Below are 24,178 nucleotides of genomic sequence, written 5' to 3' on the forward strand. Positions count from 1 at the left end.
GCGATTTGTGGTCCCGCCGCATACATCCGGAGTGAACGGCGGCGCGTCGCCATCGTTCGCGATCGCGCGCTTTGTGCCGGGAGTGTGTGCGCGCATCCCTAATGAGGGGTAAAAGACGGTCCACGGCGGCCAGATTCGCCCTTCAATCCGATCCGACCCGAAGGCATCATCCCGACATGGCGACAGTGACCCGAGAAGCGACCCCGTTCACGCCGCGCGCGCCGAAGGCCGGCGACCATGTCTTCCTGGTGGATGGCTCCTCCTTCGTCTTCCGCGCCTACTTCCAGTCCATGAACCAGGACCGGAAATACAACTACCGCTCCGACGGGCTGCCCACCGGCGCCGTGCGCCTGTTTTGCACCAAGCTCTTCCAGTTCATCCGTGAGGGGGCGGTCGGCATCCGGCCGACCCATCTCGGCATCATCTTCGACAAGTCCGAGGCGTCCTTCCGCCGCGAGATCTATCCCGACTACAAGGCCCATCGGCCGGATCCGCCCGAGGACCTGGTGCCGCAGTTCCCGCTGATGCGCTCCGCCGTCGAGGCGTTCGGCATGATCCCCATCGAGCAGAACCGCTACGAGGCCGACGACCTCATCGCCACCTATGCCGTCCAGGCCCAGGAGGCCGGCGCCGACGTCCTCATCATTTCCGCCGACAAGGACCTGATGCAGCTCATCCGGCCGGGCATCTCCATGTACGACCCGGCATCGGGCGAGAAGAAGCGTGGCTCCTTCCGTCCCGAGCGCCGCATCGGCCCGGACGAGGTGGTGGAGTATTTCGGCGTGCCGCCGGAGAAGGTGGTCGACGTCCAGGCGCTGGCCGGCGACGCCACCGACAACGTGCCCGGCGTGCCCGGCATCGGCGTCAAGACCGCTGCCCAGCTCATCGGCGAGTACGGCTCGCTGGAGGAGCTTCTCGCCCGGGCGGAAGGGATCAAGCAGCCCAAGCGCCGTGAGAAGCTCATCGAGAACGCTGACCTCGCCCGCGTCTCCAAGCAGCTCGTTACCCTGGTCTGCGACGTCGACGTCGCCGTGCCGCTGGACAATCTCGCCGTCCACGATCCTGACCCGCAGGCCCTCGTCGGCTTCCTCAAGGCGATGGAATTCACCACCATCACCCGCCGCGCGGCGGAGACCTTCGAGATCGAGGCCTCGGAGATCGAGGCCGATCCGGCCTATTCAGAGCTGCCCGAGGGCGTGGCCGCGCCGGTCGCGGACGAGGCACCCTCGGCCGCGGCTCTTGCCGGCGGCGATGCGCTTCCCGGTGCGGCCGGCCTGGCCGCCAAGCGCCTGGCCGAGGCCGTTGCCCTGCCCGTCGACACCTCCGCCTACGAGACGGTGCGCACGCTGGAGGATCTCGACCGCTGGATCGTCGAGGCCCGCGAGGCGGGCGTCGTCGCCGTCGACACCGAGACGACCTCGCTCACCGCCATGAGCTGCGATCTCGTCGGCGTCTCGCTCGCCATTGCCCCCGGCCGCGCCTGCTACATCCCGCTGACCCACCGCTCCGGCAGCGCCGACCTGTTCGATTCAGGCGCGCTCGTGGAGGGCCAGATTCCCTACGGCGACGCCATCGCCCGCCTGAAGCCGCTGCTGGAGGACCCCTCCGTCCTCAAGGTGGCGCAGAACATGAAGTATGACTGGCTGGTTCTGGCGCGCTGCGGCATCGAGGTGGCGCCCTTCGACGACACCATGCTCATCTCCTACGCGCTGGATGCCGGCGTGCGCGCTCACGGCATGGACGAGCTGTCCAAGCGCTGGCTGGGCCACACGCCCATCGCCTACAAGGACGTCTGCGGCACCGGCAAGGCGCAGATCACCTTCGACCAGGTGCCGCTCGACCGGGCGACCGCCTACGCGGCGGAGGACGCCGACGTGACGCTCCGGCTGTGGCGGGTGCTGAAGCCGCGCCTCGTCGCCGACCGCGTCACCACCGTCTACGAGACGCTGGAGCGGCCGCTGATCGATGTGCTCGCCCGCATGGAGCGGCGCGGCGTGGTGATCGACCGGCAGGTCCTGTCGCAGCTCTCCGGCGACTTCGCCCAGAAGATGGCCGCCGTGAAGGAGGAGATCCAGGAGCTCGCCGGCGAGCCCTTCAATGTCGGCTCGCCGAAGCAGCTCGGCGATATCCTGTTCGGCAAGATGGGCCTTCCCGGCGGCAAGAAGACCAAGACCGGCGCCTGGGCCACCGGTGCGCAGGCGCTGGAGGATCTCGCGGCGGAAGGCCACGAGCTTCCCTCCCGCATCCTGGAATGGCGCCAGTGGTCGAAGCTCAAGTCGACCTACACCGATGCGCTGCCGACCTTCGTGAACGCCGAGACGGGCCGGGTCCACACCTCGTTCGCCATGGCGGCCACCTCCACCGGCCGGCTCTCCTCGTCGGAGCCGAACCTGCAGAACATCCCGATCCGCACGGAGACCGGGCGCGCCATCCGCTCCGCCTTCGTCGCCGCGCCGGGCACCAAGCTAGTCGCCGCCGACTACAGCCAGATCGAGCTCCGGGTGCTCGCCCACATCGCCGACATCCCGCAGCTGAAGCAGGCCTTCGCCGACGGGCTCGACATTCACGCGCTCACGGCCAGCGAGATGTTCGGCCTGCCGGTGGAGGGCATGGACCCGATGATCCGGCGGCGCGCCAAGGCGATCAACTTCGGCATCATCTACGGCATTTCCGCCTTTGGGCTGGCCAACCAGCTCGGCATCGCGCGGGGCGAGGCGGGCGAGTATATCAAGCGCTATTTCGAGCGCTTCCCCGGCATCCGGGACTACATGGAGGCGACCAAGACCTTCGTGCGCACCCACGGCTACGTGACCACCATCTTCGGCCGCAAGGCGCACTATCCGGAAATCGACACCAAGAACCCGTCCATGCGGGCCTTCTTCGAGCGCGCCGCCATCAATGCACCGATCCAGGGCTCCGCGGCCGACGTCATCCGCCGGGCGATGATCCGTCTGGAGCCGGCGCTTGCCCAGTCGAAGCTGTCGGCCGGCATGCTCCTGCAGGTCCACGACGAACTGATCTTCGAGGTGCCGGACGGCGAGGTCGACGCCACCATCGCGCTGGTCCGCGAGATCATGGAAGGCGCGGCCGCCCCCGCCGTTGCGCTGTCCGTACCGCTGGAGGTGGAGGCCAAGGCCGCGGAAACGTGGGCGGATGCGCACTAATTTCGCGTGTGCCCAAGGGTCCGCCCCACACTCCGCTCACCCCCGCGGAAGCGGGGGTCCATAGGGCGGTCGCGCCAATCTCAGGCGGGATGAGAGGGAAATGTGGGCTATCGTCTCGCCATGGCCTTTTATGTCTACATGCTCGCAAGCCGGCGTAACCGCACATTTTACGTGGGGATGACTGACGACCTCGCGCGCAGGATCTACGAGCACAAGACCGGCGCCCTGCCGGGCTTCACCCGCACGCACCGGGTTAAGACCCTGGTCTGGTACGAGGTCCACGACAGCCGGGAAGCCGCTTTCATCCGCGAGCGTCAGATCAAGAAGTGGCGGCGGGAATGGAAGATCGCCCTGGTACCTCAACAGAACGGCGAGTGGCGCGATCTCTACGAAACGCTTCCGCTCTGACGGTCAGGCCCTATGGACCCCCGCTTTCGCGGGGGTGAGCAGAGATTGGGGTGGGTGCGGGAGAAACTCTTCCATCCAGAAATGGCGGAAAAATTCCCTTGCCGCCATCCGCCCGAACTTGCGATTCCAGTGGGAGTGCCGGAGCAAAGCCAGGAAAAGTGGGAACCGGTTTTCCGTCCGGCTTTGCGGAGTGAGGAGCAAAGCCAGGAAAAGTGGGAACCGGTTTTCCGTCCGGCTTTGCGGAAAGACCAAACAGGAGATGGATCGATGAAGACGCTTGCCCTTGGCCTGGCCGCAGCCCTGGCCCTCGCGCCGCTCGCACCGGCTGTCGCCGCCGACCAGTCCGCCACCGTCTCCTTCAAGGTGCCGGGCGCCGACAAGGCGACCTCGACCAAGACCACCTACACCTGCCTCGATCAGCAGGTCGAGGTCGAGTACATCAACGCCGGCCCCACCTCCATCGCGCTTCTGACCTTCAAGGACGAGTTCGTGGTCGCCGCCAACGTGCTCGCCGCCTCCGGCGCCAAGTATGCGGGCGACCAGTATATCTGGTGGGCGAAGGGTAAGGACGACGCCACCCTCACCAACCTGATGACCGACTCCCAGACCCCTGTGGAGTGCAAGGCGAAGGGTTAGGTTTCCCCTCACGCCGCGTTCGCTTGCGCTCACCGGCTCCGGGCGGGCGGCCTGAGAGCAACCCCGCGTCCGGCCGGACGCGGGAAGGTTGCTCGTCCTAAAGATCGATCAACTCCTTGGACATTCGGTCTCGACCGAATGTCCGTTGATCTCGGCCGGCGCGCGGTCGCGCGCTGGTGGCGTGAGGAGGTTAGGCTGAGCACTTTTGCGCCCGGCGCTTACCCCAAACTCCGCTCATCCCCGCGAAAGCGGGGATCCATAGGGAGGTGGCGCCAAACTCGGGCGGTATGAAATGGGCCCGCAGGGTGTCCTCGCGCAATGGCCTTCTGTGTCTACATCCTCGCAAGCCGGCGCACCGGCACCTCCTACGTCGGAAGGACGGATGATCTCGCGCGACGGCGAGTGGCGCGATCTTTACGAAACGCTTCAGCTTTGACGGCCAGGCCCCATGGATCCCCGCTTTCGCGGGGATGAGCGGAGAATGGGGCGGGTGCGGAGGGAAACGATCTGGGCCTGTCCTGATCTCACCAACCAGCATGCAACCGCGTGTCGGCCGGAGGCCGCCCACCCAGCACCAGCCGCATCACAGCCACCAGCATGCGACCGCATGCCGGCCGGAGGCCGCCCTTTCGGAGCCGGTGCGCGCAGCGCATTCGGCGTGAGGGGAATAAAACCAAGCAAGTTCGGCGTGAGAGACAAAGGGATCACCCCACGTGGCCGTCGCCGTAGAAGTGCGGGCCGGTGCGCCACCAGGTGAGCTTGCCGAGGCCCGACAGGGCGACCGTCGTGAGGCGCGCCGGCCATCGGCCGCGCGCCATCCGGCCGGCGAGCGCGAGCGGCCCGGCGAGCGCCACCTGCGCCGCGCCCTTGACCATCTGCGCGGCGATCTCGCGCCGTCCCGGCGGATCCAGCAGCGACGGCACGAGACAGCGGATCTGGCCGCTGACATAGCGCCGCTTCAGCACGTAGGCGGGATCTAGGCGTGCCTCCGGCACGTGCTCCACCACCGGCGCGGCGTCGCACCAGATCATCCGCGCGCCCGCTTCCCGCAGCGCCTTGAACAAGAGGATGTCCTCGCCTCCGGTCCGGTCGAGGCGCGGGTCGAAGCGCAATCGGTCGCCGAGGGCGACCCGGCGTACCAGCGATCCGGTCAGCGGAAGATAGTCGCACCGGTCGGCGACGGGCGTTCCCGAGGCCACCTTCAGATCCTGGGTGAAGGCGTCCTCGAACCAGGCGGCGTCGGTCTCCGGCCGCCGCTCCAGAAGCGCGTGGCGAGGTCCGAACAGGGCGTCGGCCCCGGTCTCCTCCAGGCAGGCGAGACGGGTGGCGAGCCAGTCGGGCGGCGCGGTGCAATCGTCGTCCAGGAAGCCGATGATGCCGCCCGTGGCAGCGGCGAGGCCGGCGTTGCGGGCCGTGGCGACGCCCATCCGCGGTTCGGGGATGACCTTGAGCGTCGTGCCGTCCGGCATTGGAAGCCCGGCGCAGACCGCGTCGGCTCCGCCCTCCGGCGCGTTGTCGACGACGAGGATCTCCAGGTGGCGTCCATCGAGCTCCGTCTGCGCGGCAAGCGACATGATGGCGCGGGAAAGGCTCTCGGGGCGGCGCAGCGTCGGCACGATCACGCTGACCGATCCGATGCGCTGCGATCCGTCGCGCCCGGCCGGCATCAGGCGGTGGTGGGCCGGCGGCGCAGCTCGAACTTGAGCGGCCAGCAGAGCTTGCCCACGGCGCCGGACAGCCGCAACAGCAGGTAGGCACGCCGCTCGCGGCCCATCAGCGGGCTCAGAAGCGTCACCACGCCCAGCCCGCCGGTCTGCAGGACCGCCTTCGCGAAGACGGTCGCCGCCGTCAGGACGGGCGAGGAGGCGTAGCGGATCTTCGTCCAGGCGAAGTGCTGGCCGCCGGCATACTGGCGCTGCATGACGTAGCCGAGCCGCACCCGGTCGGCCGGCACGAACTCGTAGGCGATCGCCTCCATGCACCAGCCGAAGCGGCAGCCGCGCCCGTCGAGTCGGGTGTAGAAATCGGTGTCGGAGCCGCCGGTGAAGCGCATCGCCGGGTCGAAGGGCTCGGCGTCGGTGGCGCAGGTGGCGCGCCGGAACAGGGTTCCGCCGGACCCGCGGCCGCCCGGAAAGCGCCGGTAGGAGTCCGCGATGGCCTGGGGCGGCGACAGGTCGGGGTCGGAGTAGACGGGCTCGACGTTGGAGAACAGGCAGTCGACCTCTTGCGTCTCTAAGGCGCGGGTCATCAGCTCCAGCCAGTCGGGGGACAGCGTCTGATCGTCGTCCACAAAGGCGATAAACGGCGCGTCGCTGGCGTGGATGCCGGCGTTGCGGGCGCTCGGGATGCCGGGGGCGGGCTCGTGCACGTAGCGGACGGGGACGGGGGCCGCGGCGGCCAGCTCGTCGACAACGGGCCGTGCGGTGGCCTTGGGGTTGTTGTCCACCACGACGATCTCGAAGCCGCCGGGAAGGGCCGAGGTCTGGGTCTGGCAGGAGGCGACCGCGGTGCGCAGCAGGTCGGGCCGGGCATAGGTGATGATGACGATGGAAACGGAGGCCATGCGCGTTACCCGGTCCGGTCGGTCATGTCTGCCGGCGCGGCATCGCCGGGAGTGGTGACGGAGAGGATGTCACCGCCGCCGAGCTCGACGATCCGGTCGCAGAGCGCCAGCGACGCGCGCTGATGCGTGATGAAGAACATCGTGTAGTCAGCACGCTCCAGCCCGGCAATGGCGGCGAGCACCTGCTGTTCGGTGTCGGTGTCGAGCGCGCTGGTCGCCTCGTCGAAGATCAGCACGCTCGCCCGCTTGTAGAGGGCCCGGGCGATGCCGATGCGCTGGCGCTGGCCGCCGGAAAGCCGCACGCCGCGCTCGCCGACGATGCTGTCGAAGCCGTCGGGGAGCTTGGCCAGGAGGTCGGTGAGCTGGGCGCGGTCGGCGCAGGCGCGCACCCGCTCCATGTCGATGGCTTCGCGCGGGCGGCCGAGCGCGATGTTCTCCGCGATGGTGCCGTCGGAGAGGAAGATCGCCTGGGGCACGTGGGCGATCTGCTCCTGCCAGGCGCGGCGGTTGTCGCGGTCCAGCACGGCATCGTCGATGCGGATGGCGCCCTCGGTGGGCTCGATGAGGCCCATCATCAGGTCCATCAGGGTCGACTTGCCGGAGCCGGTCTTGCCGACGATGCCGATGCGCTCGCCGCGCTGAACGGTGAGGTCGATCCGGTCGAGCACCGGCGCGTCCTCGGGGGAGTAGCGGAAGGTCAGGCCTTCGAAGCGGATCGCGTCACGGAAGGGCAGGGGGGTGGCCGGTCGCTCGGCGCGGTATTCCGGCGGGATCTCCTGGTCGAGGAAGACGAGCACGTCGAGAAGCACCGAGCGGCTGCCGGTGGCGCGGCTCCATCCGGCATAGACCCGTTGCGCCAGCGGCAGCAGGCGCTGCGCGCCCAGCGCCAGGGCGCCCAGCACCGGCAGCGAGGCGACGATGCCGGCTTCCGACTGGCTCAGCCACAGCGCCAGCCCGACGATGACGCAGATGCCGATGCCCTCGACCGCGAAGCGCGGCAGCACGGCAAGCGACAGGTTGGTCGCCTGGGCCCTCCGCAGACCGGTCTCCACGGCGGCGAACTTGGCGACGTAGGCCTCCTGGGTGCCGTCCAGCAGGATGTCGCGGATGTCGCCGAGCCCTTCCTGGACGCACTTCACGCGGTCGGTCTGGGCGGCGGCGATGCGCACGCTGTTGGTGCCCAGCTGCGGTTTCACCAGCCGGGTGATGATCAGGTAGATGATCGCGAAGGCGGAGCCGGCGATCAGCGCGCTGGAGGCGTCGATGAGCAGCAGCGCCGCGATGATGAAGGTGGCGACGAAGGCCGCGGAAAAGGCCTCGAAGAAGGGCTGCAGCACGTAGAACAGCAGGATCTGCACCGAGTTCGTCACCGCGATGACGTCGCTGGAGTTCTGGTTCACGTGGAAGGTGTAGGGCTGGTAGAGCGTCTTGCGGTAGGCGTCGATGCCGAAGTCGTTGGCGACGGCGAAGACGAACTTGTAGACCGCCCAGTACATGACGACGCTGGTCGTCGCCGCCACCAGCGCCAGCCCCATCAGCGCGAAGCTCACCACGTAGACGGCCTGGCCGGAGGCGAGCATGGCGGCCGGAACGATGTTCTCCAGGAAGCCGGCCGTGCCCCCCTGCTGCGCCACGTCCGTGCCGAACAGGACGGCGAGGAACGGGACTACGGCGCCGAGCGTGAAGAGCTCCGCCATGGCACCGGCCAGCATCAGGCAGACGAGCAGCCCGAGCTGCTTGCGCCGGCGGGCGGAGAGGTGCCGGTAGAACCGCATCAGCAGCGACAGGAGCGAGGCGTTGCCGGTCTCGGCGTTCGGCGCGTGGCTGGTCATGGACCGCGTGGAGACGTCTCTGATGGCGGGGGCGGGACCCCGGTCGTGAAAGGCCGCGCGCGGCGGAGCCCGGGCGGCGCCTGCGCAGGATCGCGCGCTTCTGCGCACCTCTGCGCAAAACTGCGCAGCGTCGATGCGCAGGCCGCGACCTTAGCCGCGCCCGGCCCGCCGCGCAGCAAAAATCACGGCTTTCTGCTGAAAACGGTCGAGCCCCGGGGGAAACGGGTCTAGAAGGTGCGCGGCGATTGGCTTGGTGCGCAGGGAACTGCGCGCCGGCATAAGGCAACGGAGGGGCTATGTCGGTCCTCGGTTCGGTGAAGCGGATGGTCCGCCGGGGTTTCTCGGCGCGCGACCGTGCCATGCTGGAGAGGCTCGGCTCGGACGGCGATCCACGCACGAAGGCGGTGGCTGACGCGGTTTTGGCCGTCTATGCGATCAAGACCGACCCGCCGGCCGCCATTCGCAGGCTGGAAGCGGCCCGGGCGGCGCGGGCTGCGGACACAAGCCCGCTCGACGACGGGAGCCTCGGCCCAGCTGGATCCTTCGACGAGGGCGTGACGGTGGCGGATGCCTGCGCGGTCAGCAAGCCGCCGAGCCAGGCGCTGCTGCTGTACGCCCTGACCTCCCGGCTGAAGCCGTCCTCGGTGCTCGAACTTGGCACCAATATCGGCGTTTCGGCGGCCTTCCTGGGCGCCGGTCTCGCCGATGGCAGCGGCGACGGACGCATCCTCACGCTCGACGTGTCGCCCTACCGTCTGCGGGTTGCCGAACGGCTGCACGCGGAGCTGGGCCTGACCTCCATCGTGACGCGGGTCGGCCTGTTCGAAGACACGCTGGATGGCGCGATCGATGAGGCCGCGCCCATCGACATGGCCTTTATCGACGGCAATCACCAGTACGAGCCGACGCTCGATTATACCGACAAGATCCTGGCGCGCTGCGTCGAAGGCGCGGTGGTCGTCTACGACGATATCCGCTGGTCGGACGGCATGAAGCGGGCGTGGGCCGACGTCTGCCGCGATCCCCGCTTTTCCGTGGTCATTGACCTCTACACGATGGGAATCGCACTTTATTCCGGCCCGCCCGAAGGTCACCCGACCGTCACGCCGGCGCTCTATTCGGTGCTGGCGCCGTAGCCGGCCGCGACTACAGGGAATGGTGGCGCGGGCGCCCGCGCCTGTTCAGGAGGTTGCAAGGTTTTCCGGCGAAATAGAAGCGAGGGGACCTGCGTATTGCGGGTCGATACCTCAGCCGGAGGTCCGACCGAGACCGCGCCATGACACGTTCGCCGCTTCGCCTTCAGCACATCACCGAACTGCTTCGGGTGCTCGATTTCCTCGTGGTCGTGGCCGCCGGCTTCTTCGCTTACCTCGTCTATCCCGGCGTGGCGGTCGAACTGCACGGCGAATACGGACTGGCGATCCTCCTCGGTGCCGTTATCTGCAGCTGGTTTCTCTGGCTGAACCGGGTCTACAACGACCAGCCGCACCGGGTCCGGCCCCGCCTCATCCTGCAGGTGGGCGTTGCGGTGGTGTCGACGGTTGCAGTGCTTGCGGCCGTCGCCTTCGCCCTCAAGGAATCGGAGACCTTCTCCCGCATCTGGGTCCTGGCCTGGGTGTCGATGTCCTTTGCCATGCTGCTCGGGATGCGGGTTGCCGTTGCGCTCTTCGTCAGGCGCATGATGCGGCAGGGCGGCCTGATCCGGCGAGCGGCCATCTTCGGCGGCGGCGATCAGGGCCAGCTGCTGATGGAATATCTCCAGGCGGTGCGCGATCCCGGCCTCCAGGTCGTCGGCTTCTTCGACGAGCGTTTCGACCGCGTGCCGGAAAACTACGATGGCATTCCCCGGCTCGGCGGACTGGCCGAGCTGGAAGAGGCCGCCGCCCGCGGCGAAATCGACACCGTGATCCTTGCCCTCCCGTTGAACGCCGTCGACCGGCTGTTGTCCATTTCCAACCAGCTCGACCGGTACCCGGTTCTGGTTCTGCTGGCGCCCGACCTCATCATGTGGCGGGTCTTCCAGCGTGAATCCTATTCGCTTGCTGGCATTCCGCTGCCGCGCCTTCTCGACCAGCCGCATTTCGGCTGGGCCGGGGTTGCCAAGCTGATCGAGGACAAGGTGCTTTCGCTGCTGCTCATCCTGGTGTTGCTGCCGGTCTATGCCGCGATCGCCCTGGCCATTCGCGTCACCAGTCCCGGTCCGGTTCTGTTTCGTCAGCCGCGGGCCGGGTTCAACGGCGAGATCTTCACCATCTACAAGTTCCGAACCATGCGCTCCGACATGGCCGACGTGATCGGCGCGCGGCAGACGACCAGGGACGATCCGCGCGTGACCCGTGTCGGCCGATTCCTGCGGCGCACCAGCCTCGACGAACTTCCGCAGTTCGTGAACGTCCTGCAGGGCGACATGTCGCTGGTCGGACCGCGCCCGCATGCGGAAGGCACGATGCTCGGCAACGAGCCCTTCGACCGGTCCGTCAAGAACTACATGCAGCGCTACCGGGTGAAGCCGGGCATCACAGGCTGGGCGCAGGTGAACGGCTGGCGCGGCCAGGCCGACAGCCCGGAAAAGCTGAGGATGCGCATCCGCTACGACATCGAATATGTCGACAAGTGGTCGATCGGGCTCGACCTCTACATCCTGCTGATCACGCCCTTCGTCGTTCTTTTCAGGCGCGAGAACGCCTACTGACGGTGCGGCTGAGACCGGCCCGGCCCGCTTCAGCTTCCGGCCTGCAGTTCCTCATCCGGAACCTGCTGAACCCGGAGAAGGGTGATGCGGTTGCGCTCCTTCTTCTCCACCACGAAGCGGACGCCGTAGAAGGTGAAGGCCTGCTTCTCCTCCGGGATCATGCGCGCCTCGTGAATGACCAGGCCGGCCGCGGTGGTCGCCTCCTCGTCGGGGAGATTCCAGTCCAGGCCGCGGTTCAGATCGCGGATCGAAACACCACCGTCCACCAGAAGCGTCCCGTCGGGCTGCGGCCGGACACCCTGAACGACGATGTCGTGCTCGTCGGAGATCTCGCCGACGATCTCCTCGAGGATGTCTTCCAGCGTCACGAGACCCATCACTTCGCCGTACTCGTCGACAACGAGGGCGAAGTGAGACTTGCGCTTCAGGAAGGCGTTGAGCTGGTCGTGGAGGTTGGTGGTGTCGGGCACGAACCAGGGCGGTCGGGCGATGGCAAGGATATCCAGGCTGTCCACGTCGCCGGACGCAGCATGCAGGGCGCGCAGCAGGTCCTTGGCATGCAGCACGCCGACGATGTTCTCCGTTTCCCCGCGCCAGAGCGGCAGGCGGGTGAAGGAGCTGGCAAGAGCCTGCTCGACGATCTGAGCGGCCGGCTCGTCGGCGTTGAGCATCTGCATGGCGGTGCGGTGCTTCATCACGTCGGAGACCTCGAGCTCGCCGAGGTCGAGAAGCCCGCCAAGACGGTCGCGTTCCGCCTTGTGGAGACCGCCCTGATAGTGCTGCAGGTCGACGGTGCCGCGAATCTCCTCGTGCGGCGAGATGCCGAGCGAGGCGTCCACGTCGATGCCGAAACGCCGCAGCAGCCAGCGTACGAAGATCTGGACGCCGGTGGTGATCGGTCCGAACACGATGACGACGACGCGCAGGATCGGCGCCACGGCGACGGCGAACCGGTCCGGGCTGGAAATCGCCCACGTCTTCGGCAGCACCTCGGCGAAGACCAGAACAAGGAAGGTCATCAGCAGCGTGGCATAGGCGACGGCGGCATCGCCGAGCACCATGATGAAGGCGCTGGTCGCCAGCGACGAGGCGAGGATGTTGACGAGATTGTTGCCGAACAGGAGCGCGCCGATCAGCCGCTCCCGGATCTCGATCAGCCGACCGGCTGTACCGGCGCGCTTGTCGCCGGCTTTTTCGAGCTGATGCATGCGGGCGCGCGAGGCAGCCGTCAGGGCGGTCTCAGAGCCGGAGAAGAAGGCCGACAACATCAGGAGGACGACGATCGCGCCGGCGATCATCCAGAGTTGAAGGGCGCTCATCGGGCGAGTTCATCCTCGAGGAAATCGGCGACAGCGTCGCGGGGGACATCGTGGGCGATATAGGCCTTACCGATGCCGCGGACGAGAATGTATGTCAGCGTTCCGCGCTGAACCTTCTTGTCCTGGCTCATGAGCATGATCAGCCGGTCGAGATCGCGGACCTCGGCGGGCAGGGCCGCCAGGTCGGTGGGCAGGCCGACGGCATGGAGGTGATGCTCGACACGCATTGCGTCCTCCGGCGGGCAGAGGCCGAGAACGACGGAAAAGCGGAACGCCATGGCCATGCCGATGGCCACGGCCTCGCCGTGGATCAGCGTGTCGCCGTAGCCCAGCGCGGCCTCGAGCGCGTGGCCGAATGTGTGGCCGAGATTGAGAAGGGCCCGGTTGCCGTGCTCGCGCTCGTCGGCGGCCACCACCCTGGCCTTGGCGGCACAGCTCAGTTCGATGGCGCGGGCCAGTGCCGCCTCGCGGGCAAAGACGGCGGGCCAGTTGTCGTCAAGCCAGGCGAAGAAGTCCGGGTCGTCGATCAGGCCGTACTTGACCACCTCGGCGTAGCCGGCCCGCAAATGACGCTCCGGCAGGGTGGCGAGCAGATCGGTGTCGATGAGCACCAGCTTCGGCTGGTGGAAAACGCCGACGAGATTCTTGCCGTGCGGAGAGTTGATGCCGGTCTTGCCCCCGACGGAGGAGTCCACCTGCGCGAGAAGCGATGTCGGAACCTGGACAAAGCCCATCCCGCGACGGGCGACCCCGGCCGCGAAACCGGCCAGGTCCCCCACCACGCCACCACCGAGCGCAATGACGATGTCGCCGCGCTCCAGCCGGGCAGCGAGGATGGCATCCACGACCTTCTCGAACATGACGAAGGACTTGGACGCCTCGCCGGCCGGGACGGTGAAGGCTTCGCTGGCCACGCCGCCGTCCGACAGGCCCGCGCGCAGGGCATCCAGGTGCCGGTCCGCGACCGCTTCATCGCTGACCACCAGCACCCGGCTTCCCGGAGCGACGCGGGCCACGTGGCGTCCTGCCTCGGCGACGAGGCCGGGGCCGATGAGGATCTCGTAGCTGCGGTCCCCGAGATCGACGCTGACAGTGCGCAGGTAGGCGGTGTCGGTCGTCATTCGGGAAACTCCTGGCGGTGTTCGAGGGCAGACAGGTGGGTGGCCACCGCATCGGCCAGTGCGGCGACGACGGTCTCGTGCGGCGCGTCGCGCGAGGGGACCTGAATATCGGTGAGGGCGAAGACCGGCTCGCGTTCGGCCAGCAGTCGGCGCATGACGTCTTCGGCGTCGTCGCGGGCCAGGAGCGGGCGGTGGTTGCGGCGGCGCACGCGCTGCATGAGCGTGTCGAGGTCGGCGCGCAGCCAGACGGAGATGCCGGCCCGGGCGATCTCGGCGCGGGTGTCGGCGTTCATGAAGGCGCCACCGCCGGTGGCGAGCACCTGCGGACCCTCGCCGAGGAGCCGCTGGATCACCCGACGCTCGCCGTCGCGGAAGGCGGCTTCGCCGTGGACCTCGAAAATGTCGGTGATCGCCATTCCGGCGGCGGCTTCGATCTCGTGGTCGGCGTCGACGAACGGAATGCCGAGCAGGGTGGCGAGCCGGCGGCCGATGCTGGTCTTGCCGGCCCCCGGCATGCCCACCAGAACGATGGAGCGCGTGCCGAGCCCGGCCACGATCCGCGCGCTGGAGCGGTCTGCGTCGGCGGTCGGGCTCTGGGCGGAAGACACGAAAGGGGCTCGCTCGGCTGGCATCGGCACGGTCTACCGGTTGAAAGGTGCGGCTAACGACCTGTCAAGCCTCGCGGCCTAGGTTCATGGACGATGCCGGCGGCAGGGGCCGGGTGTGGACAACGATGGAATGCCAATGGATCGCTCCGCGATCGACATCGAGCGCTTTCTGGAAGTGATGGCGGTGGAGGCCGGTGCATCGCACAACACGCTGGCGGCGTACCGGCGCGACCTGGAGGCCTTCGCCCGCTTTCTGAAAGCGCGCGGACAGGCGCTCGACCGCGCGCGCGCCGAGGATGTCTCCGCGCATCTCGCCGATCTCGCGGAACGCGGTTTCGCAGCCTCCAGCCAGGCTCGGCATCTCTCCGCGATCCGGCGCTTCTACCGCTTCCTGCATGGCGAGGGCGACCGTCCCGACGATCCCGCCGGCAAGGTGGAGCGGCCGAAGCGGGTGCGGCCGCTGCCGAAGATCCTGTCGGTTGAAGAGGTGGACAGGCTGATCGCCACGGCGCGGACGGCGGCCGACCGGCCCGGGCTCTCGGCGCCCAAGGCGCTGAAGGCGCAACGCACCTACACGCTGCTGGAGCTCATCTACGCCACCGGCCTGCGCGTCTCGGAACTTGTCTCGCTGCCGGCGTCGGCGAGCCGGGTGCGCGATCCGCTGCTGCTTGTGCGCGGCAAGGGCGGCCGCGAACGCGTCGTGCCGCTCACCGGTTCGGCGTGCGAGGCCATGACGGCGTTCCGCACCCTGCGCGACGCCAACCCGCGGCTGGCGAAAAGCCGGCACCTGTTCCCCGCCGACAGCGACAGCGGCCACCTGACGCGCCAGGCCTTCGCGCGCGACCTCAAGGACATCGCCATCGACGCGGGCATTGCGCCGGCGCGGGTGTCGCCCCATGTGCTTCGCCATGCTTTCGCCAGCCACCTCTTGCAGAACGGCGCCGACCTGCGCGTCGTGCAGCAGCTCCTGGGCCATGCCGACATCGGTACCACGGAGATCTACACGCACGTTCTGGCCGAACGGCTGGCCAGGCTTGTCGGCGAGCATCATCCGCTCGCCCACCCCGCAGCTTGACTTCCCGGTCGGCCGGTCCCACGGTCCCGCCGACCCCGACCGCCAAGGATCCGACGGACCGCATGCATTACTTTCTGGAGTTCGAAAAGCCGGTTGCCGACCTCGTCGGAAAGCTGGAGGAGCTGCGCGCCCTGGGCGCCGGTGACGAACGCTCGGTCAACGTCGACGAAGAGATCGCCCGCCTTGAGACGAAGGCGGAGCAGGCCCTCAAGGACATCTACGCCAAGCTGACGCCCTGGCAGAAGACGCAGGTGGCGCGCCATCCCGACCGGCCGCACGCGCGCGATTATATCGATGCGCTGATCACCGATTTCACGCCGATGTCCGGCGACCGGGCATTTGGCGAGGACGCCGCGATCACGGCCGGCTTCGGCCGCTTCCGCGGTACGCCGGTGGCGGTTCTGGCCCAGGAAAAGGGGCACGACACGGCGACCCGGCTGAAGCACAATTTCGGCATGGCGCGGCCGGAAGGCTACCGCAAGGCCGTGCGCATCATGAAGCTGGCCGACCGGTTCAAGCTGCCGGTCATTACCCTGGTGGATACCGCCGGCGCCTATCCGGGCATCGGCGCGGAAGAGCGCGGCCAGGCGGAAGCCATCGCGCGCTCCACCGAGGCCTGCCTCGCGCTGGGCGTGCCGAACGTGTCCGTCATCATCGGTGAAGGCGGCTCGGGCGGTGCCATCGCGCTGGCCACGGCCAACCGGGTCGTGATGCTGGAGCACGCGATCTACTCGGTGATCTCGCCCGAAGGAGCGGCCTCCATCCTGTGGCGGGAATCGTCCAAGGCGCAGGACGCGGCCACCAATATGAAGATCACCGCGCAGGACCTCCTGAAGCTGAAGGTCATTGACGAGATCGTCGGCGAGCCGCTCGGCGGTGCCCACCGGGATCCGAAGGCGGTGATCGAGGCGGTCGGCACCACGCTGGAAACCGCGCTGTCGACGCTGGTGGTGGAGGATGCCGCGACGCTGAAGCGGGCGCGCCGGGACAAGTTCCTGGCCATTGGTCGCACGCTGGACCGCTAGAGACCGGCGCGACCCCCTCAGGTCACAACACCGCCGCAATTGCGGTGTGATCGAATGTGATGGGAAACCGGCGCACGTGCGCTCGGGAGCGGGTTGCGCGAGCCCCCGAAAACACGGTTACTGTTTCGCAACCTGGACCGGGTAGGGTTGGCGACCGGGTGGCGGCGGAGAGCCGTCCCGCCGGATCGGTCTCATCGACCGAACGCGCAGACCGAGTGCCGGTTCCCTGGAACGGGTCCGATCCGCCCCGAGCGAGGCGGAACCCGGATCGAACCGAAGGGTGATTGCCGTGAGTTTGAGCCAAGGCATCCTGTCGAAGTGGCGCGGGCTTGTTGCCGCCGCGGCCATCGGCCTTGCCGTTGCGGGCTGTCAGGTCTCCGACCTGCCGAAGCATCTGAAGCCGCTCAGCCCGGCCATGCAGGCGAAGATCCAGCGGCTCAACATGTCGCCGACCTCGCCGATCCTGGTACGCATCTTCAAGGAAGAGAACGAGCTGGAGGTCTGGAAGGAAAACCGCCACGGCAAGTTCGCGCTTCTGGAGACCTACGAGATCTGCGCCTGGTCCGGCGACCTGGGTCCCAAGAAGAAGGAGGGCGACCGCCAGTCGCCCGAGGGCTTCTACACGATCTATCCGCACCAGATGAATCCGAACTCCAGCTACCACCTGGCGTTCAATCTCGGCTATCCGAACTCGTACGACGCCTCGCTGGGCCGCACCGGCTCCTTCCTGATGGTGCACGGCGACTGCTCCTCGCGCGGCTGCTACGCCATGGAAGACGAGCAGATCGAGGAGATCTACGCGCTCGGTCGCGAGGCTTTCCGCGGCGGTCAGCGGGCGTTCCAGGTGCAGGCCTATCCTTTCCGCATGACGCCGGAGAACCTGGCCAAGCATCATGACGACGAGAACATGCCGTTCTGGTCGATGCTGAAGGAAGGCTACGACCACTTCGAGGTCACCCACCGCGAGCCGCAGGTGGCTGTGTGCGGGCACAAGTACGTGTTCAACGCCGAGGCCCCGAACGGCCAGTCCTTCCGCGCCTCGTCCGCGTGCCCGGAATACAAGGTCCCGCAGGATATCTGGATCGCCGTTGCCTCCAAGCAGCGTGAGGACCAGGAGCGCACCCAGCAGATCCTCGCTGCCCAGGAGCGCAAGGAGCAGCGCCAGGAAGACTGGGAAGCCCGCAGGTCGGCCATCGCCGGTCTGATTGGCGGCGGCAAGGACAAGACCGATGGCGCGGCCGGCATGAGCCCGGCGCCCTCCGAGGCCCCGACGGTTGCTCCGGCCGGCGTTCCTGCGGCCGACGAGCCGACCGATGACGCGGCGCGGATGATGCAGATCGCCTCCGGTGTCCCGGTGCCGGCTCCCTCGCCGATCGCGTCCGGTGCCCGTGTGGCCCCGGCTCCGGTCGGCGCCGAGGACGGTGGTGACGCGGCCGCGAAGTCGACCGCGCTGGCACTGGCCCCCGAGGAGCAGGAGGGCTCCGGTGCCATCGGCCGCATCGGCCAGGCCTTCGGGCGGGTCAACTCGGTGCTGCCCTGGAATTAAGGGCCGGCTTACCGGACCTGTCTGGTCCGACAACGGAATCAGAAAGCCCCGCTGTCCTGTGGACCGCGGGGCTTTCGTTTTTGCGGCAATGCGTTCGACCAAGTCACCCGCTCATGCCGGCCAATGCCGGCGTCCAGGTACTGAGTCTGCTGTGAGCGGTGCGGTAGGATGAGGTCCATTGCCGGTGGCTGCGCCCATCCTCTCGCCAAGTTCCCCCGGTTTTCCGCCCTTCGCCGGAATGAGCGGAGTGCGGGGTTGGTCTCGGTGTAACCCATCATTCCGCCAGCGGACGACCGTCCGCCGCCCGGCAGGGCGCCCACCCGGAGCCGGTGCGCGCAAGCGCACTCGGCGAGAGGGGCAAGAAAAACCCTACTCTGCCGCCTCCGCAGGGCGGACAGGTGAGCGGAACACGCGGCGCATCTCGGCGCGGGTAGCGTGGGCGCGTTCGATCGACGCCTCCTTTACCGGGCCGTAGCCCCGGATCTTCTCCGGGTAGGCGGCGAGTGCGACGGCCGCGTCGAACGTCTCCGCCGTCAGCCCGCTGACGATCTCGTCGAGAATGCCCTCGTACTCGGTCAGCACGCGGCGCTCCAGACGCCGCTCCGCCGTGCGGCCGAAGACGTCAAGCGGGGTGCCCCGGAAGCGGCGGGCCCAGGCCAGCACCGGCATCACCTTGAGGATCCAGGGGCCGAAGGTCCGCTTTTCCGGCCTGCCGGTGCGTGCATCGGTCCGCGACAGAAGGGGCGGCGCCAGGTGCAGTTCGATCCGCTCGAAGGAGGCAAACTGCGCGTTGATCTGCGCGCGGAAGGCGGGCGAGGAATAAAGCCGCGCCACCTCGTACTCGTCCTTCACGGCCATCAGCTTGAAGAGAGAGCGGGCGACGGTCTCGACCAGGTCGGTGCTGCCGGGCCGGACCCGCGTCTCGTGCCGGCCGATCTGGTCGAGGCGCTTCAGGTAGCGTTCGGCATAGGCACCGTTCTGGTAGTCGGCAAGGATCTCCGCCCGCCGATCGATCACCTCTTCGGTGGAGGCGGACAGGCTGCGGTGCTCCAGTGCCGGGCTGGACGCGGCGTCGCGTTCGAAACCCTCCGCCACGGACGGGTCGAGGACAAGGCGTCGGCCGAAGCGGAATGCTGCCCGATTCATCTCCGCCGCGACGCCGTTGAGCGCGATCGCCTGTTCGATGGAGAGCGAGGAAAGCGGAAGCGCGCCCAGCTGGTAGGCCGCGCCGAGCATGATCATGTTCGCGGCGATGGCATCGCCGAAGACGGCCGTGGCAATCTCCGTCGCGGCGTAGAAGACAGCCCGCTCAGGGCCGGCCGCATCGCCGAGCGCCTTCACCACCCGCCGGGTGGGCAGCGAGAAGTCCGGATCCTGAACGAACTCGCCCGGCATCTGCTCGTGGGTGTTGGCGACGATCCGGGTGCGCCCGGGATCGATGGCGCCGAGCTGCCTTGCCATGCCGGCCACCGCGATATCGCAGGCGAGCACGAGGTCGGCTCCGCCGGCCCCGACGCGGATGGTGTGCAGATCCTCCGGGGCGGGGGCGAGCTTCACATGGCTGGTCACGGCGCCGCCCTTCTGGGCGAGGCCGGCCATGTCGATGATGCCGCAGCCCTTCCCCTCAAGGTGCGCCGCCATGCCGACGATGGCGCCGATGGTGACGACTCCGGTGCCGCCCACGCCGGTGATGAGAATGCCATACGGCGCGTGCAGGCCGGGAAGCGCCGGCTCGGGCAATGCGTCGGCATCGGTCTCATACGGCGCGGCCGCCGCCTTCTCGTGGGGCCGGGCGCCGTGCAGGGTGACGAAGGAGGGACAGAAGCCCTTCAGGCAGGAAAAGTCCTTGTTGCAGTTGGACTGGTCGATCTGGCGCTTGCGCCCGAACTCGGTTTCCACCGGCTGCACGGCAACACAGTTGGACTGGACGGAGCAGTCGCCGCAGCCCTCGCAGACCTCTTCGTTGATGAGGACGCGCTGATCGGGATCGGGGAAGGTACCCCGCTTGCGCCGGCGCCGCTTCTCCGCCGCGCAGGTCTGGTCGTAGATCAGAACGGTCAGGCCGGGGATCTCGCGCAGATCGCGCTGCACCTCGTCGAGATCATCGCGGTGGTGGACGCTCGTTCCGGATGGCCAGCCGCCGCCATACTTGTCCGGCTCGTCGCTGACCACGGCGATCCGATCGACACCCATGGCAGCGATTTCCGCCGCGATCTGGCCGACGGTGAGGCCGCCATCGTTGGCCTGACCGCCGGTCATGGCGACGGCGTCGTTGTAGAGGATCTTGTAGGTCATGGTGACGCTGGCGGCCTTCGCCGCGCGGATCGCCATGATGCCGGAATGGTTGAACGTGCCGTCGCCGATATTCTGGAAGACGTGCGGCGTCTCGGAGAAGGGCGCCTCGCCGATCCAGTTGGCGCCCTCGCCGCCCATCTGGGTGAAGCCCTCGGTGGAGCGGTCCATCCATTGCGACATGAAATGGCAGCCGATACCGGCGAAGGCGTGACTGCCGTCGGGCACCACGGTCGAGGAGTTGTGCGGGCAGCCGGCGCAGAAATAGGGCCGGCGCGATGCGATATCGGTGGTTGATGCCAACCGCCTACGGGCGGCGCGAACCTTCTCCAGACGGGCTGCGATGGCCTCGTTGCCGGTGAACTCCACGATGCGGGTGCCGATCGCCTCGGCGATCATCGGCGCATCGAGCGCGCCGTTGGCGGGGAAAAGCCAGGCGCCGCCGGCATCGCGCTTGCCCTCGATGACCGGGCGCTCCGAACGCGAATAGAGGATCTCCCTGAGCTGGCCCTCAACCAGGCCGCGCTTCTCCTCCACCACGAGGATGCGCGGCAGGCCTTCGGCGAACTCGCCGACGCCTTCCGGATCCAGCGGCCACGAACAGCCGATCTTGTAGAGCCGGACGCCGAGATCGGCGCAGCCGACCTCGTCGATGCCAAGCAGGTCGAGCGCTTCCAGAACGTCCAGCCAGCTCTTGCCCAGCGAGGCGATGCCGAGCTGAGGCGTGCGGCCGCCGCGCGCCACAATCCGGTCGAGCCGGTTGGCGCGGGTGAAGGCGATCGCCGCCGGAATCTTGTGCCGGTGGAGGCGTTCTTCCTGGCCGAGCGCATCGAAGCCCGGGCGGATCGACAGGCCGCCCGGCGGCATCGGGACGTCGGGATGCACGATGTCGAGCCGGTCCAGGCGCCCATCGATGGACGCCGTGGATTCGATGGTGTCCTTGACGCACTTGAGGGCTGCCCAGGTGCCGGCGAAGCGCGACAAGGCGAAGCCCATCAGCCCGTAGTCGAGCACCTCCTGCACGCCCGCCGGGCTGAGGATCGGGATCATTGCGTCGACGAAGGCGTATTCGGACTGGTGCGCGGTGGTGGAGGATTCGCAGGTATGATCGTCGCCCATCAGGGCGAGCACGCCACCCCAGGGCGAGGTGCCGGCAAGGTTGGCGTGGCGGAAGGCGTCGCCCGAGCGGTCGGCGCCGGGTCCCTTGCCGTACCAGACGCCGAAGACGCCGTCATACCGCCCGGTGCCGCGCAGCTCCGCCTGCTGGGTGCCCCACAGAGCGGTCGCGGCGAGATCCTCGTTGAGTGCCGGCTGGAAGAGCACACCGGCCTCGGACAGGCGCTTGCCGGCCCGGGCAAATTGCTGGTCGAGGCCGCCGAGCGGCGAGCCTCGATAGCCGGTGACGTAGCCGGCGGTGTGCTTGCCCAGCGCCGCGTCCCGCGCCTGCTGCATCAGCGTCAGCCGAACCACCGCCTGGGTGCCGGAGACGAAGATGCGGTCGGCGGAGAGGTCGTACTTCTCGTCGAGTGTGACGGAACGCGGAGCCATCGGCGGGGCCTTCGGTCGGAGGACACGAGCAGTCTGGAAAGAGTCTAGCCCGAGCCGATGCCGGTCAACCCGAATCGGTGCCTGTTTTTCCGAAATGAGGGCTCGGCCTCAGCTTCCGTAGATCACCGTCGGCAGCCAGGTGGACAGCTCCGGCAGGTACCAGAGGATCAGCAGGGCCAGCATCTGGATGAAGACGAACGGAATCACGCCGGAATAGATCGACATGGTCTTCACCTCGGGCGGCGCCACGCCGCGCAGGTAGAAGAGCGCGAAGCCGAACGGCGGCGTCAGGAACGAAGTCTGCAGGTTCACGGCCATCATGATGCCGAGCCAGACCGGGTTCATCGGTTCGCCGTTGGGCATCTCCATCATCAGGAGAACCGGCGCCACCAGAGGCACCACGACGAACACGATCTCCAGGAAGTCGAGGAAGAAGCCGAGGAAGAACATCAGGAGCATGACCGCGAGGATCGCTCCGATGGTGCCGCCCGGCAGGTTCGACAGGAACTCCTCCACCATCTCCTCGCCGCCGAGGCCGCGGAAGACGAGGGAGAAGAGCGCGGCGCCGATCAGGATCACGAAGACCATGCAGGTGATCTGGGTGGTGCCTTCCAGAACCGGCTGCAGCACGCCGGCGCGCAGCACGCGCAGGAGCGCGATGACAACGCCGACGGCAACCACGAGGCAGAGGGCCAAGGCGATCCAGATGGCGATCATGTCGCCGGTGCCGATCACCGTCCGGTTGATCCGCATATCGACGGTGGAGACGAGGATCAGGAGGCCGATCACGGCGAGGCCGGCAAGATAGATCGGCCAGGGCCTGTCCGGATTGATGCGCAACCCGCCGAGCAGCAGCGCCCCGATGGCGCCCACCGAGGCGGCCTCGGTGGGGGTGGCGACGCCGGCCAGGATGGAGCCGAGCACCGAAACGATCAGCACGATCGGGGGGACGAGCGCGTGCAGCACCTTGGACAGGGTGACGTGCTCGCCTTCTTCCGGCGGCATGGCCGGGCTGGAGTCCGGCCAGATCAGGGCAACGATCATCTGATAGGCGATGTACATGCCCACAAGCATCAGGCCCGGGATCAGCGCGCCGGCGAAGAGGTCGCCCACCGAGACCGTCTCCGGGGAGAAGATCCCCATGTCGAGCTGGGCCTTCTGATAGGCGTTCATCAGCTGGTCGCCGAGCACGACCAGCACGATCGACGGCGGGATGATCTGGCCCAGCGTGCCGGCCGCGGCAATGGAGCCGCAGGCGAGGCTTGGGGAGTAGCCGCGCTTCAGCATGGTCGGCAGCGACAGCAGGCCCATGGTGACCACGGTAGCGCCGACGATACCGGTGGAGGCGGCCAGGAGGGCGCCCACGATGGCCACCGACAGGCCGAGGCCGCCGCGCATGTGGCCGAACAGCTTGCCCATCGTGTCGAGGAGTTCCTCGGCGACGCGGGAGCGCTCCAGCATCACGCCCATGAAGATGAACAGCGGCACCGCGACCAGGACCTCGTTGGTCATGGTGCCGAAGATGCGCTGCGGCAGGGCGGCGAAGAAGGCGATGTCGAAGACGCCGAACACCATGCCGATCAGGCCGAAGATCAGCGCGATACCGGAGAGGGTGAAGGCGACGGGGAAGCCCGACAGGAGCACGACGCACGCGGCGACGAACATCAGGAGGTCGAGCATATGCGCGAAATCGTCGAACGACATGGGGGCGCTCAGGGCGTCGCGGAGGGAATGGTGAGGGCGTCCAGCTCGTCCCTGTCGCCGCCAAGCGCCAGGATCGAGTGGATGACCATGGCAAGCCCCTGGAGGAAGAGCTGCGCGGCGAAGACGAGGATGGCGGTCTTGAGCAGGAAGACGCCGGGAATGCCGGAGGATTCGCGGGAGCCTTCCAGGATGGCCCAGGAGTTGGAAACGTAAGGCCAGCTGATCCAGAAGATCAGGGTGCAGACCGGCATCAGGAAGAAGAGGCAGCCGAGCAGGTTGACCCATGCCTTCCGGCGGGGCGAAGCCTCGCGATAGAAGATGTCGATGCGCACGTGCCCGTCCACGCGCAGCGTGTAGGCGGCCGCCAGCATGAACAGGAAGGCGTGCAGGTAGATGATCAGCTCCTGCATCTGGATGGAGCCGACGCCGAACACGTAGCGCATCACCACGACGATGAACTGCACGAGCACGACGGCAAGCGCCAGCCAGGCGAGGATCCTGCCGGTCCAGAGATTGATGGCGTCGATCGCCAGGGCGATGGCACGCATGAGACTGTCCTGTGGAGACCGGCCGGCGGAGGCGGCGGGACGCGTCATCAGGGGGAACGGCGCGGCAGCGGTCCGCCGCGCCGTCGTGAGCGGATGG

General features: G+C 67.9%; 17 protein-coding genes. 8 read left to right on the forward strand and 9 right to left on the reverse strand.

All coding sequences use genetic code 11. The features are described from left to right. Nucleotides 1-176 precede the first annotated feature (176 nt). The 3 genes from polA to C507_RS23055 all read left to right on the forward strand — a co-directional run bounded on the left by polA (nt 177) and on the right by C507_RS23055 (nt 4,208). On the forward strand, nt 177-3,164 hold the full coding sequence (gene polA / locus C507_RS0108130; protein WP_018699184.1) for a DNA polymerase I: 2,988 nt from the start codon (nt 177-179) through the stop codon (nt 3,162-3,164). Between the two features lie 102 nt (nt 3,165-3,266). Then, on the forward strand, nt 3,267-3,572 hold the full coding sequence (locus C507_RS0108135) for a GIY-YIG nuclease family protein (RefSeq protein WP_342662894.1): 306 nt from the start codon (nt 3,267-3,269) through the stop codon (nt 3,570-3,572). A gap of 267 nt (nt 3,573-3,839) precedes the next feature. Next, nucleotides 3,840-4,208, forward strand: coding sequence for an MliC family protein (locus tag C507_RS23055; RefSeq protein ID WP_018699186.1), 369 nt, complete (start codon nt 3,840-3,842; stop codon nt 4,206-4,208). 704 nt (nt 4,209-4,912) lie between these two features. Here the strand turns inward: C507_RS23055 and C507_RS0108145 are convergent. From C507_RS0108145 to C507_RS20760, 3 genes are read right to left on the reverse strand one after another with little or no spacing between them, the layout of a single operon-like run. Continuing rightward, nucleotides 4,913-5,830: a glycosyltransferase family 2 protein gene (locus tag C507_RS0108145; RefSeq protein ID WP_169508957.1), complete on the reverse strand. Its 918-nt coding sequence runs from the start codon at nt 5,828-5,830 to the stop codon at nt 4,913-4,915. Between the two features lie 44 nt (nt 5,831-5,874). Continuing rightward, nucleotides 5,875-6,771 carry a glycosyltransferase family 2 protein gene (locus tag C507_RS0108150; RefSeq protein ID WP_018699188.1) on the reverse strand — a complete coding sequence of 299 codons (897 nt, stop codon included), beginning with the start codon at nt 6,769-6,771 and terminating at the stop codon, nt 5,875-5,877. A 5-nt stretch (nt 6,772-6,776) separates the two neighbouring features. Next, a complete protein-coding gene (locus tag C507_RS20760) occupies nt 6,777-8,603 on the reverse strand; it encodes an ABC transporter ATP-binding protein (RefSeq protein ID WP_018699189.1) in 1,827 nt (608 codons plus the stop codon). Nucleotides 8,604-8,899: 296 nt separating this feature from the next. Here C507_RS20760 and C507_RS0108160 point away from each other — a divergent pair, with 296 nt between their 5' ends. After that, nucleotides 8,900-9,739, forward strand: a complete 840-nt coding sequence (locus tag C507_RS0108160; protein ID WP_018699190.1) for an O-methyltransferase — start codon at nt 8,900-8,902, stop codon at nt 9,737-9,739. A 140-nt stretch (nt 9,740-9,879) separates the two neighbouring features. Beyond that, nucleotides 9,880-11,295: an undecaprenyl-phosphate glucose phosphotransferase gene (locus tag C507_RS20765; RefSeq protein WP_018699191.1), complete on the forward strand. Its 1,416-nt coding sequence runs from the start codon at nt 9,880-9,882 to the stop codon at nt 11,293-11,295. Nucleotides 11,296-11,324: 29 nt separating this feature from the next. Here the strand turns inward: C507_RS20765 and C507_RS0108170 are convergent, their stop codons facing one another. The 3 genes from C507_RS0108170 to C507_RS0108180 are packed head-to-tail and all read right to left on the reverse strand — an operon-like array spanning nt 11,325 to nt 14,343. Beyond that, complete coding sequence (locus tag C507_RS0108170; RefSeq protein WP_018699192.1) at nt 11,325-12,614, reverse strand: HlyC/CorC family transporter; 1,290 nt, start codon at nt 12,612-12,614, stop codon at nt 11,325-11,327. Further along, nucleotides 12,611-13,735: a 3-dehydroquinate synthase gene (gene aroB, locus C507_RS0108175; RefSeq protein WP_018699193.1), complete on the reverse strand. Its 1,125-nt coding sequence runs from the start codon at nt 13,733-13,735 to the stop codon at nt 12,611-12,613. The genes C507_RS0108170 and aroB overlap by 4 nt, the downstream gene beginning before the upstream one ends. Continuing rightward, nucleotides 13,732-14,343, reverse strand: a complete 612-nt coding sequence (locus C507_RS0108180; RefSeq protein ID WP_018699194.1) for a shikimate kinase — start codon at nt 14,341-14,343, stop codon at nt 13,732-13,734. Before C507_RS0108180 ends, aroB begins: the two co-directional genes overlap by 4 nt. Before the next feature lie 136 nt (nt 14,344-14,479). On the opposite strand from C507_RS0108180, the gene C507_RS0108185 reads away from it, so the two are divergent. From C507_RS0108185 to C507_RS0108195, 3 genes are all read left to right on the forward strand, one after another. Beyond that, on the forward strand, nt 14,480-15,418 hold the full coding sequence (locus tag C507_RS0108185; protein ID WP_018699195.1) for a site-specific tyrosine recombinase XerD: 939 nt from the start codon (nt 14,480-14,482) through the stop codon (nt 15,416-15,418). A gap of 62 nt (nt 15,419-15,480) precedes the next feature. Further along, nucleotides 15,481-16,443, forward strand: coding sequence for an acetyl-CoA carboxylase carboxyltransferase subunit alpha (locus C507_RS0108190; RefSeq protein ID WP_018699196.1), 963 nt, complete (start codon nt 15,481-15,483; stop codon nt 16,441-16,443). A gap of 289 nt (nt 16,444-16,732) precedes the next feature. Next, the gene (locus tag C507_RS0108195) at nt 16,733-17,989 is read left to right on the forward strand and encodes a L,D-transpeptidase family protein (protein WP_156829228.1); all 1,257 of its coding nucleotides are present in this window, start codon (nt 16,733-16,735) and stop codon (nt 17,987-17,989) included. Nucleotides 17,990-18,358: 369 nt separating this feature from the next. Here C507_RS0108195 and C507_RS0108200 read toward each other — a convergent pair whose 3' ends face one another. From C507_RS0108200 to C507_RS0108210, 3 genes are all read right to left on the reverse strand, one after another. Continuing rightward, entirely contained in the window at nt 18,359-21,829 is a 3,471-nt protein-coding gene (locus tag C507_RS0108200; RefSeq protein WP_018699198.1) for an indolepyruvate ferredoxin oxidoreductase family protein, read from the reverse strand. A 108-nt stretch (nt 21,830-21,937) separates the two neighbouring features. Continuing rightward, complete coding sequence (locus C507_RS0108205; RefSeq protein ID WP_018699199.1) at nt 21,938-23,533, reverse strand: TRAP transporter large permease; 1,596 nt, start codon at nt 23,531-23,533, stop codon at nt 21,938-21,940. 8 nt (nt 23,534-23,541) lie between these two features. Further along, nucleotides 23,542-24,081 (reverse strand): TRAP transporter small permease subunit, encoded by a 540-nt coding sequence (locus tag C507_RS0108210; RefSeq protein WP_018699200.1) that lies wholly within the window; start codon nt 24,079-24,081, stop codon nt 23,542-23,544. Between the last annotated feature and the right edge of the window lie 97 nt (nt 24,082-24,178).

Origin of the sequence: Amorphus coralli DSM 19760, assembly GCF_000374525.1 — a bacterium.
GTDB classification, from domain to species: domain Bacteria; phylum Pseudomonadota; class Alphaproteobacteria; order Rhizobiales; family Amorphaceae; genus Amorphus; species Amorphus coralli.